Annotated in this window: 9 protein-coding genes; 8 read left to right on the top strand and 1 reads right to left on the bottom strand. The window is 71.8% G+C overall.

The features are described from left to right. Positions 1-427: 427 nt before the first annotated feature. The 8 genes from AWZ10_RS38830 to AWZ10_RS38795 all read left to right on the top strand — a co-directional run bounded on the left by AWZ10_RS38830 (position 428) and on the right by AWZ10_RS38795 (position 10,229). Complete coding sequence (locus tag AWZ10_RS38830) at positions 428-2,236, top strand: S8 family peptidase (protein ID WP_060893379.1); 1,809 nt, start codon at positions 428-430, stop codon at positions 2,234-2,236. Positions 2,237-2,375: 139 nt separating this feature from the next. Beyond that, a complete protein-coding gene (locus tag AWZ10_RS38825) occupies positions 2,376-3,044 on the top strand; it encodes a hypothetical protein (RefSeq protein WP_244172698.1) in 669 nt (222 codons plus the stop codon). Next, the gene (locus tag AWZ10_RS38820; RefSeq protein WP_046704596.1) at positions 3,037-4,197 is read left to right on the top strand and encodes a damage-control phosphatase ARMT1 family protein; all 1,161 of its coding nucleotides are present in this window, start codon (positions 3,037-3,039) and stop codon (positions 4,195-4,197) included. The genes AWZ10_RS38825 and AWZ10_RS38820 overlap by 8 nt, the downstream gene beginning before the upstream one ends. A gap of 57 nt (positions 4,198-4,254) precedes the next feature. Next, complete coding sequence (locus AWZ10_RS50915; protein WP_046704595.1) at positions 4,255-4,548, top strand: hypothetical protein; 294 nt, start codon at positions 4,255-4,257, stop codon at positions 4,546-4,548. A gap of 94 nt (positions 4,549-4,642) precedes the next feature. Beyond that, the gene (locus AWZ10_RS38810) at positions 4,643-7,078 is read left to right on the top strand and encodes a GTPase-associated protein 1-related protein (protein ID WP_060893378.1); all 2,436 of its coding nucleotides are present in this window, start codon (positions 4,643-4,645) and stop codon (positions 7,076-7,078) included. Positions 7,079-7,276: 198 nt separating this feature from the next. After that, positions 7,277-7,942, top strand: coding sequence for a vWA domain-containing protein (locus AWZ10_RS38805; RefSeq protein WP_046704608.1), 666 nt, complete (start codon positions 7,277-7,279; stop codon positions 7,940-7,942). Next, positions 7,939-8,886, top strand: coding sequence for a protein phosphatase 2C domain-containing protein (locus AWZ10_RS38800; protein WP_159015045.1), 948 nt, complete (start codon positions 7,939-7,941; stop codon positions 8,884-8,886). Before AWZ10_RS38805 ends, AWZ10_RS38800 begins: the two co-directional genes overlap by 4 nt. Then, positions 8,880-10,229 (top strand): serine/threonine protein kinase, encoded by a 1,350-nt coding sequence (locus AWZ10_RS38795; RefSeq protein ID WP_208618630.1) that lies wholly within the window; start codon positions 8,880-8,882, stop codon positions 10,227-10,229. Before AWZ10_RS38800 ends, AWZ10_RS38795 begins: the two co-directional genes overlap by 7 nt. A 26-nt stretch (positions 10,230-10,255) precedes the next feature. Here the strand turns inward: AWZ10_RS38795 and AWZ10_RS38790 are convergent. Next, positions 10,256-11,758 (bottom strand): hypothetical protein (locus tag AWZ10_RS38790; RefSeq protein WP_208618629.1); only part of this gene is annotated, 1,503 nt, incomplete at its 5' end.

Genomic DNA, 11,758 nt, shown 5'->3' with positions numbered 1-11,758 from the left:
TGCGGCGGGCGGACAAGCGGTACATCCGGTACGTCCGATCCATGGGGGTCGAGGGCTGGCGGTCCACCGTGTCGTACGGGACCCGGGGGTGCCGCGTTCAACAGCGCGACCCTGTTCGACCGGTCGGATCCGGCCATGCGCCGAGCGGCGGGCGAGCCCCGGCAAACCCGGCGAAGCGGCACATCGGGGCCCGACTGCCGGGTGGCATAGGGGAGTTCCCCGGGGGTCGAGGGTTTTCCCCGTATCCCCATGACCTGGGCTTTGCCTAATGTCATCGCACAGCCGAACCATAGGTAACCCCTGGTGGCAAGGCTCGCGCCTGGTCGGCCTTCGCGCCATCCCTTTCTGGACCCCCCGCCGCTTCGATGAAGAAGCGTTTCACTGCCGCTCCTCCCCTGACATGAGCAGGCCACGAAAGGCGAAGCCCTTGCGTACCTCCACCTCCCGTACCTCCGGACGGAAGCTCATATCCGTCGCCGCGGTCTCCGTCGCCGTGGTGGCGGGCATGACCTCCTCGGTCGCCTTCGCCCAGGCCCCGTCCGCCAAGGCCGACGCCGCGCCTGCCGTCGCCGGTGCCACCGAGGCCACGCCCGGTACCACCGCCGAGCGCCTGATCGTCGGGTACAAGTCCGGCGCCGCCGAGGCCACGTCGAACAAGGCCGCCGACGCCGACGCCACGGCCAAGGGCAAGGAGGCCGGCGAGAGCCTCGACTTCCAGCGCCGACTGGGCAGCGGCGCGGCCCTCGTCGACCTGGGCGAGGACCTCACCAAGGCGGATGTCGCCGACGTCATCGCCGAGTACCAGGCCGACCCGCAGGTCGCCTACGTCGCCCCGGACCGCCTGAACAAGGCGATGGCCACGCCGAACGACACCGAGTACAGCAAGCAGTGGGACCTCTCCGAGGCCACCGCGGGCATGAACGTGCCGGGCGCCTGGGACAAGGTCACCGGCACCGGAGTGACGGTCGCCGTCATCGACACCGGTTACGTCGCCCACTCGGACCTCGCCGCGAACATCGTCGGCGGCTACGACTTCATCGCCGACACCGCGGTCTCCGTCGACGGCAACGGCCGTGACAGCAACCCGGCCGACCCGGGCGACTGGAACAACGCCACCGAGTGCGGCACCGGCGTCCCGGCCAGCGACTCCTCCTGGCACGGCACGCACGTCGCGGGCACCATCGCCGCGGCCACCAACAACAGCAAGGGCATCGCGGGCATCGCGTACGGCGCGAAGATCTCCCCGGTGCGCGTGCTCGGCAAGTGCGGCGGCTACGACTCCGACATCATCGACGCGATCACCTGGGCGTCCGGCGGCACCGTCTCCGGCGTGCCGGCCAACACCAACGTCGCCAAGGTCATCAACATGAGCCTCGGCGGTGGCGGCGCCTGCACCACCGCGACCCAGAGCGCGATCACCGCCGCCGTCAACCGCGGCACCACGGTCGTCGTCGCGGCGGGCAACAGCAACGCCAACGCGGCCAACTACTCACCGGCCAGCTGCAACAACGTGATCTCGGTGGCGGCCACCAACCGCGCCGGCTCCCGTTCGTCCTACTCCAACTTCGGCTCGGTCGTCGACATCGCGGCCCCCGGCGGCGAGACCCGCACCGCCGAGTCGGGCGGCATCCTGTCCACGCTGAACGCGGGCACGAAGACGCCCACCTCGGAGTCGTACGCCTACTACCAGGGCACCAGCATGGCCGCCCCCCACATCGCGGGCCTCGCAGCGCTGGTGAAGTCGGCGAACTCCGCGCTGACCCCGGCCCAGATCGAGTCCGCGATCAAGACCAACTCGCGCGCTCTGCCGGGTACGTGCTCCGGCGGCTGCGGCGCCGGCCTCGCCGACGCGGCCAAGACGGTGCAGGCGGTGACCGGAGGCTCCACGGGGGGCACCACCTTCACCAGCACCACGGCCGTCTCCATCCCGGACAACGGCGCGGCGATCGAGTCCTCGATCCCCGTCACCGGCCTCACCGGCAACGCGCCCTCGACCCTCCAGGTCGGCGTGGACATCACCCACACCTACCGCGGTGACCTGGTCCTGGACCTGGTGGCCCCCGACGGCTCCACCTACCGTCTCAAGGCCTCCAGCTCGGACTCGGCCGACAACCTGGTCACCACCTACTCGGTGAACGCGTCCAGCGAGGTCGCCAACGGCACCTGGAAGCTCCGCGTCCAGGACGTCGCGGCCTCGGACACGGGCCGCCTCAACAACTGGAAGCTGACCTTCTGATCCTCGGCCCCCGGGCCGAACCCTCCCGGCCGAACGGCCGGACCGAATGACCGCCACCCCCCCAATGCCGGCGGCCGACCGATGCGAGCGGGCATCGGCCGGCCGCCGGCGCATGTACGCCGGGCGTTAGCGTATGCGTATGTCGACAGAGAAGTTCGAGGTGACCGGGCCGGCCGACGGGCGGGCCGGGGGACCGAGCGGGGAACCGGCCGAGGGGCCGGGCGGGGAACCCGGCAAGGCTCCGGTCATGGTGGTCTGCCCCCGCTGCGGGGCTTCGGGTCCGGCGGTGCGCACGGTTCCCGACGCCTGCGCCGATCCCGACTCCCCGCGCTCCGGGCTGTCCGACCGGCTCGCGAAGGCCCCGGGCGTGGAGTCGAGGTTCGACAGCTTCGTGCACTTCCTGGAAGGCATGGCCATGGCCGGCGTCTGCGCGGGCCTCGCCCAACACGGCGTCCAGGAAGACAAACGCCTGTTCACGATCGGCGGCTCGGTCCTCGCCGTCCTCCTCTTCGCCGGCACCCTCTGGGTGATCCGCGGCGAGTCCCGCGAACGCACCACGGTCACGGCGGGCAAGCCCCGAGCCGAGGACCTCTGGAACCCCGCCCACCACTGCGCCTCCTGCGAGTCCGTGTTCTACCCCACCGGCAGCCCGTGGCCGGGCCCGCTGACGACGGACCAGTTCAGGAAGTTCGTGTGGACCGAGGCGGGCTTCGGCAAGCACCTCGACGAGCAGCTGAGGCAGGTGGAACTCCCGCCCCGGACACCCACCGGCCCCGCCGCCCCGGAAGGAACCCACGGCCATGCCTGACGCCCCCGTCATCCGCAGCGACGACCCGGCCTCCTTCCCGCACAGCGTCCTCGCCGAACGGCACCCCGCCCTCATCCGCAAGGTCCGGGACGCCACGCCCTACGGCCCCGAACAGCGCCGCGCCCTGGACGAGTTGCTGCACAACGGGATCGAGGGCGTGCTCACCCCACCGGCCGACGACGACTGGTGGGACACCTGGAACGCACGCCGTTACGCCGGCCGGTCCTGGTTCTCCCTCCCCTTCCTCGCCGCCGAGAGCTGCTTCTACCGCCAACTCCTGCGTGCGGTGGGCTACTTCGGCCCCGGCCCCTGGCAGGGCGTCGACCCGTTCCGCCCCTTCAAACTCGCCGAACTGGACACCCCCGAGGCAGCCGCCGAACTCACGGCCCTCGGCCCCCTGTCGCGACTTCCCCTCCCGGATCAGCTCAAGGCACTCCTCCACGGCTCCCTCTGGGGCAACCGGGCGGATCTCGGCTTCCGCATCCAGACGGCGGAGGGCAGCGGAGCCGCCGACTCGTCCCAACTGGTGGTGGACGACACCGAGTCGCTGCTGTCACTCCTGACGAACAGAACAACAGCCTCCACCGACCGCACCCTCTGCCTGGTCGCCGACAACGCGGGCCGCGAACTGCTCCCCGACCTCCTCCTCATCGACCACCTCCTCACCCACGGCCACTTCGACCGTGCCGTCCTGCACCTGAAGCCGTACCCGTACTTCGTCTCGGACGCCACCACCGCCGACACCCTCGACGCGGTACGGCACCTGGTGTCGGCCAGGACCGACGCGGGGAACCGCCTGTACGCCGCCCTCTCCGAAGGCCGCCTGACCCTACGGGCCCACCCCTTCTCCTGCGCCCCCCTGCCCTACGCGGAGATGCCCCCCGACCTGCGCGACGACTTCGCCTCCGCCGACCTGACCCTGATGAAGGGCGACCTCAACTACCGCCGCCTGGTGGGCGACCACCTCTGGCCCCCCACCACCCCGTTCACCGAGGTCACCTCCTACTTCCCGGGCCCGGTCGCCGCCCTGCGCACCCTCAAGTCCGACGTGATCACGGGCCTTTCCGCCGAGAGGGAGGCCGCCCTGGTGGCCGCCGAGGGGCAACGCTGGCGCACGAGCGGCACCAGAGCCCTGATCCAGGTCAGGGCCTGACAGCCGAGAACGGCATGCGCGACGATTGTCATCACGCTCTGTCAATCGTCACCTCGCGTGCATCACGTCGGGTCAACCGCGGACGAGCCCTTCGGCTTCCTCGGTGCCCAGACCCGCGAGGACCTCCTCCTGCAGGTCCACCGCACCTCCACCACCATCGTCTTCGTCGCCCACGACATCGACGAGAGCGTCTACGTCGGCGACCGCGTCGTGGCCCGCTCGACCGGCCCCGCCTCCCACGTCCTCCTCGACGTGCCGGTCCGGCTCCCGCCCGGTGGCACGCGACCGAGACAGGCACACACAGCCTGCAGGAGACAGCCGCCCTGCGGGCGGTGGTGGGGCGGGCGGTGAGCGGTTCCTGAGAGACGTCGACCGGTCGGGAAACACGGCCATGGAATTGGGCGACCGCCTGCGGTGCTCCGGTGCGGATCGCCAGAATCGGGGCATGGTCATGCGCGAACTCAGCTACCTCCTCCACCGGGATCCCGCCACGGGTGCCGACCGGCTCAGTCCCGTCACCGTCGTTCCCGACGGCGTGCCGGAGGACCTGCTGGAGCACGTCATCACCGCCGCACACCCCGCATCGCCGGTGACCGGGCCCGCGCTCAGCTACACCAGACTGCCCCACCCGGACGGTGGCGACCTGCTGTGCAGTGCCTGCCCGGACGGCACGGCCAGCGGGCTGCGCATCGACGCGCGCTACACCGTCGGCGATCCGGGACGGGACTGGCCGCGTTGGCCCGTCGACGCCTGGCGGCCGTACACGGAGGGTGCGGAGGAAGACGATCCGTTCGCCGTGGCTGACCGGTGCTGGGGCACGGAGCGGCTGGCGGAGTTCGCGCGGCGCCACGCCGACCGTGTGTCGCCCTTCCTGACCGACGTACGAGGGCTGTTCGAGAGTCCCGCCGGGCGCCAGATCGTCGTCGCCGAGCACGACCAGGAGACCGTGGCCTGCTGGATCGCGCTGGCCTGTGCCTCGCTCCCCACCGCGTACGCGCGCTCGCTGACGTTCGCCACCCGCACCGCGGACCCGGCCGGTGCGCCGCAACAGATCCTCGGGATCGGGCCGGAGACCGAGGCGGTCTTCGACCGATGCGACGACCTGACCCGTACCCATCTCTTCCGGGTGCACGACGGACTGGGGGGCCCCGGAAGCCCGTCCCGCGTCGATCCGTGGGCCGCGCTGACAGCCTGGCTCTGGTGCCGTGGGCTGCTCCCACGGACGGCTGGGGACGACGCCTCCCGGGGCGAGGCACCTGTCGCCGTCCCGGACGGGTCGTCCCCCTCGACCGCCCGGACGGCCCCGTCCGTGGCCGACGCCTTCGCCCTGCTGCCGCTCGTCCGCCGGGCCCTGACGCGGCGCGACCTGTCCTGGGACGCCCTGGCGGACCTGCCGGACGACGTGCTGAGCGAGATCGTTGCCGCGCTCGCCGCGGTGGCCGAACACGACCCCCTGGACACCGAGGACGCCGTCCTGACACTCACCCGGGCCTGTGAAGAGATCGGCGGGCGGCGCCGGGACGCGGCCCAGCCACTTGCCCTGGCCCTGGCCAGACGCCGACTGCGGGGAGCGGGTCCGCACGACGTCGAGCCGACTCTGGAGACGTGCGCGGACCTGCCGCTGGACGGCGAGGCCCGGAGCGCGCTGCGCGCCGAGTACGGGCCGCGGCCCGAGCAGGCGCTGCGCGGGCTTCTCAATCGGCCGTTCGACACCTGGGAGGTGCCGCTGCGCGCCCTGCTGCGTTCCGGCGACGATCGTGGACCGGTCGTGGAGAGGGCGGTGAACGTGCTGGCCAGGGCCCTGAGCAGTGCCGACCAGCGGCAGGCCCGAGCCGACGCCGTCGCGCTGCTCGAAGCGCTGGATCACGGCGTGTTCACCGGACGGGTCCTGGAACGTATCGCGCAGGAAGCCAGGGGACACCGGATCCGGGCACTGGGGGATCTGGCCGCCTCGGACCACGGCTCCTGGCTGCGTGCCCATGCCGACGGGGCACCCCTCGTCGTACGGCTGGCCGTCGAGGTGGCGGCTGTGAGCGCCGGTCCGCCCTACCCACAGGGAGCGGATCTCCTGGTGCGGGTGGCCGAGCGGCTCCCCGGAGGGCGGGTGTCGGACGCGGAGACCCTGCGGATCCTGTGGGAGCTGGTCTGGCCGGCCGGCCAGCCCCCTCGCGAGGAGCAGAGCAGGGTCACCCAGGTCTGTTCCGCCGACCTGATCGTCGAGGCGGGGTGGGAGGTCCGCCTCACCCACTGGCTCAAGCATCCGGGCGAGATCACCCGTGAGCTCTTCGACTTCGCCCGTGCGTCCCTGCGTTTCAAGCGGCTCGGCCCTTCGGAACAGGCGATCGCCGAACTCCTGGCGCTGGCCCAGGACATGGCCCACGGCCGAAAGCCCGTCGGTCCGGCGGTGGAGCGGGTGCGGGTCCTGGAGCAGGAGACGGGGCCGATGGACGTCAAACTGCTGGACGGCATCGAGCAACTGATCGCCCAGGGCTTCGCGCGCACAGATCCCGTTCGGCTGTTCGACTCCCCTGACGCCATCCGCTATCTGGTCGCCGGCGGCATGGGACTGCACCGCCACTACCACCGGGCAGTGATCGACGAGACCCGTCGCCAGGGAGGCGTGCTGACGCCGAACGCGCTCACCCCTCAGCGTCTCGCTCGCCTGTTCGCCATCTGGTGGATCTCCCAGGAAGGCACCGAGAACGGCTGGGAGAAGACCGGGGACGCGCTGCTGGACGAGGTCGTCGGCCCTCTGCTGCCCCGGCTGGACGACCGGTTTCTGAATGAGGTCGCGACCTTCCTGCCCCGCGATGCCAATCGGCGATGGGTGGCGGATTGGAACGGGTGGCTCAGCCGACGCACGGGCACGGGGTACACCTGATGGTCCGACACACCTTGACGGCGACCCGCCCCGAATCCCCCCAATTATCAAGCACTTCAGATCTTCTGACAGACTCTCAACTAGGCTTTGCCCGCACGAGATCGACGACGCATCACTTGGCACACCCGGGCGCAGGGCGGCCCGACCTCGGGGGAGAGGACCAGCGTGACGGACACTTTCGACCTGCCCGGCGGCAGTATGGCCAGCCGACCCGTCCACTTCATCTGGCTGCTGGACTGCTCCGGCTCGATGGGAGTGAACGGAAAGATCGCCGAGCTGAACTTCGCCATCCGCGAGGCCATCCCGGAGATGCAGCAGGCGGCCCGCTCCAACCCCGGCGCCTCCCTGCTCGTCCGGGCCATCTCCTTCGCCAGCGGCGCCAGTTGGCACATCGGTGAGCCGACCCCGGTCGACCAGTTCACCTGGGCGGACCTCCACACCTACGGAGGCACCGACATGGGAGCGGCCTTCCGGCTGGCCGCGGGTGCCCTGCAGACACCCCCCATGCCTCAGCGCGCCCTGCCTCCGGTGCTGGCCCTCGTCTCCGACGGCCAGCCCATGGACGACTGGCGCTCCGGTCTGCGCGCCATCGACGACACCCCCTGGGGCAAGCGTGCGGTGCGGGTAGCCCTGGCCATCGGCGACGACGCCGACAAGAGCATGCTCAAGGAGTTCCTCGCCAACCCGGAGCTGGAACCGCTGCATGCCAAGAACCCGCGCCAGCTCGCCGCCGCCATCCGCTGGATGTCGACGGCGGTCAAGGCCGCCTCCACCCCCAGGGCGAACGGGGCCACCACGCCGCTGCAGGCCCCGCCGCCCCTGCCGACGGACAAGGACGGGAACGACGACGACCTCGTGTGGTGAACGGCGTCGTGGAGGCGCCCTCGCGATGGGAGTTGCTCGAAGGCGCCGTCAAGGGCATGGGCAAGAAGTACAGCCAGGACCGCTGCACCGCACAGCGCACGGCCGACGGGCACGCCGTCGTCCTGGCCGTGGCCGACGGACACGGCTCGGCCCCGCACTTCCGCAGTGACCTCGGCGCGGCCTGGGCCGTCCAGGAGTTCGCCGCGTGCGCGGGGGAGTTCGCGAACGGTGCGGTGCGACACGCGGCGGCGGCCGAGCAGCAGGGTGACGAGACCCTCTGGTGGACCGCGCTCAGCGAACTCAGGGCGGAGGCCAGGCGGCTTCCCCAGCAGGTCGCACACCGCTGGTACCGACGGGCGGTACTCCATGACTGCAACTCCCCGGCACAGGGCGGTGTGCCCCACGGGGACGGCGGCGGACGCACCGGCGACGAGCGGCCGGAAACCGGGGCCAAGGCCCTCGACCTCACCCCCTACGGCAGCACCCTCGTCGGCGCGGTACTCACCCGGCGTCTCCTGGTGTGCTGGCAGTTGGGCGACGGGGACGTCGTCGTCCTCGACGGCTCGGGTACCGCGCACACCCCCCTCTACACCGGGCCCGACCTCGGTGACGAGACGGATTCCCTGTGCGAATCCGAAGCCTGGCGCCGCGTCCGTTGCCACTGGCAGCCGTTGACCGGTGAGGGCCCCGCGGGCCTGCTCCTCTCCACCGACGGGCTGTCCAAGAGCTTCACCGATCACCAGGGCTTCCTCGACTTCGCCACCGGCGTACGGGACCGCGCCGCCGAGCACGGCACACCCGTGGTGAGAGAGCGGCTCCCCGCGTGGCTGGGGCACGCCGCCCAGTACTCCGGCGACGACACCACACTCGTGGGCGCCCTCGCGGCCGCCCCTCAGCTCGACGACGCTGCACCGACGCAAGCCACGAGAGGAACCCCATGGTGAACGGCATGCTCGCCGCCGGCCAGATTCTGGTGACCGAAGAGGGGGAGGAGGTCAAGGTCGCGGAGCCGTTCGGATCCGGCGGCCAGGGCGAGGTCTACCGGGTGCTGACACCGCAGGGCGACCGTGCCCTGAAGTGGTACTACCCGCAGCTCGCCGACGGCCGCCAGCGGGAGATCCTCGAAGGCCTCATCGGACGCGGCTGGGGCGACGACCGCTTCCTGTGGCCGCAGACCGTCGTCGTCGACGCGGAGAGCAAGCTGCCGGGCTTCGGCTACCTCATGGACGTACGGCCGGACCGCTTCCACGACCTGCCCGCGCTGTTCCGGCGCGACCCGGAAGTCTCCGCCACCACCACCCGCACCCTGGTCACGGCGGCCCTGCACACCGTGGAGGCGTACCGCACGCTGCACTCCAGGGGAATCGCCTACCGGGACATCAACTGGGGCAACATCTTCTTCGACCCGCACACCGGAGACGTACTGGTCTGCGACAACGACAACGCGGTCGTCGAGGGTGAGTCGGCGGGTGTCGCCGGAACGATGGACTTCATGGCACCCGAACTGGTCCGGGGTGACCCCGGCGCCCAGCCGTGCATCCAGAGCGACCTGCATTCACTCGCCGTCCTGCTCTTCCTGCTGCTGATGAATCATCATCCGCTGGAGGGTGCACTGGCGTTGCGGATCCGCTGCATGGACGAGGCAGCCCGACGGAAGCTGTACGGCTCCGAGCCGCTCTTCCTCTACGATCCGTCCGACACCCGCAACCGGCCGGTGCCCCAGGAGCAGCCGACCGTCGTCGCCACCTGGGGAGCGTTGCCGCCGATCCTGCGGGATCTGTTCGTCCAGACCTTCACCGACGGTCTGCGGACGCCCGCCCGGCGGGTGCGTGAGACCCAGTGGCGTGACGCGCTCGGCCGGGTTCTCGACGCGATCTGCCTCTGCCGTGCGTGCGGGCGGCAGAACCTCACGGAACCGGACGGCCCCGCACCCACGTGTTGGAAATGCGGCAACATGCTGAGCCTGCCGCCCACGCTCGAACTGGCGGCCGGTACCGGGTCGTTGCGCACCCGCCGCGCCATCCGGCTCGGTGCGCAGACCCGCCTGTACGCCCACCACCTGGTCGACGACCCGGAGCGGCACGACTTCACCGCGCTGGTGGGTGAGGTGACCGAACACCCCAAGCAGCCGGGCCGGTTCGGGCTCACGAACCGGAGCGGGACACGGTGGACGGCCCGCCGGAACGACGGCACCGTTGTGGACGTCGACCCCGGCAAGACCGTCGCGCTGCGCAGCGGACTGCAGGTGGAGTTCGGCGCCGGAGCCGAGGCGGTCGTTCGGACCTGAGGGCTCCGGCACCGGGCGCGGAGGCACTAGCGCCGGAAGGCCCACCACCGGCGCCACGGGGCCCACCGCTCGTGCACCGGGAACAGGGGCGGAGCGGGAGGCGGCGTGGGCGGGGGCATCGGGGCCAGGTCCACGACCGCGTCGTCGGCGGGGACGGCCAACGCGTCGGGGCGGCACAGCGCGGACACCGTGACGCGGTACGCGCCTTCGGTGACCGGGAGCTCCACGTGTCCGTCGGCGAGGAAGCGGCTACGGGCCACCCGCCGCTCGTCACGGTGTCCGTCCCCCTGCCAGGTCACGAGGACCAGTACGGCCGGGTCCGGCCAGGCGAACGCCACCCGGGCACGGTCGGCGGCCGTTCGGCGCGCCGTGAGATCCCGGACCCTCCCGGGGTTCTCGACGACCAGCCCGGCGCCGGTCACCGCTCGTTCACCCAGCACGCTCACCGAGGTCACCCGCAGCCTCGACCCTTCGGGCACGGCCGTCTCCAGGACCGGTGGTGGCGCGTCCGTGGTGGAGTCCGGAACCGTCAGGTCCGTGCGGGTCGACACGTCCGTCCCCGGGGCCACCGGACCGCCCCGCCAGGGCAGCACCAGCGCCCGCCCCCGGGCGGGGGGCCGCCAGGCGAGAGTCACCCGGTCGTGCTCATCGGCCAGCCGCGCCGAGAGGTCCGCCACCGGATCGGGCCATTCCTCGGCGCGGGCGAACATCTGAACGCCCCAGGACCACACGGACCGGCCGTCGGGTCCCGGGTAGCCGCAGCGGATCTCGTAGCGGTATTCGCCCGCGGGCAGCGGGACGTCCAGCAGACCGTGCCGATCGCACGGCACCGGTACCCAGCGGGCGGGTGAGGAGTCGGCGAGAGCGCGCCGTGCGACCACGTCCACGCATGCCGGATCGGCACGCCAGCGAAGCCGCACACCGTCGGGTACGACCGCGACGTCGGGGTCCGTCACCTCGGGCGTGATCATGACGACAGAGGAGACCAGCGGCACGTCTGCGACGACACCTCGGCGCTGCGGGACGACGGCGTACCGCACGGGCCGCCCGATCGGCGGATCGGAGTCCCGGAGGTGATGCATGGGCTCCGGGTCGCCGCCTTCCCGTGTGTTCGGCGAGCCGCGCTCGACCGAAGCGCGCACCTCGTCGGTGTCGCCGGGCGAGCCGTCCGGGAAGCGCAGCACCCGGTAGGTGACCGACTCCGGCCGGTCCCGCGCCCCCGGCCACATGAGATGGACGGCCCGGTGGTGCTCGACGGCCGTGACGCGGGTGTCGTCGCCTGCGGCCTCGCTCGCGGTCGCGGTACGGAGCAGACCGGAACGGACCAGAGGGTCGTCCTCGGTCCGGCGGGCGGCTACCAGCCAGTGGAGCGCCGCCGCGTGCGCCGATCCCTGTTCCTCCGTACGAGCGGCGTCAGCGATCACCCGGTCCAACTCGGCCGTGCGCGCCCGCAGGTCGCTCAGCAGACCCGCGAGGACCGGGTCGCCGCCCGGGTCCCGCACCCGCGCGGCCAGCCGCCCGGCCTCGCG

This window comes from Streptomyces europaeiscabiei (assembly GCF_001550375.1).
Lineage (GTDB): Bacteria > Actinomycetota > Actinomycetes > Streptomycetales > Streptomycetaceae > Streptomyces > Streptomyces europaeiscabiei.
Note: the sequence above shows the minus strand (reverse complement) of the source record. Positions and strands in the feature narration are given on the sequence as shown.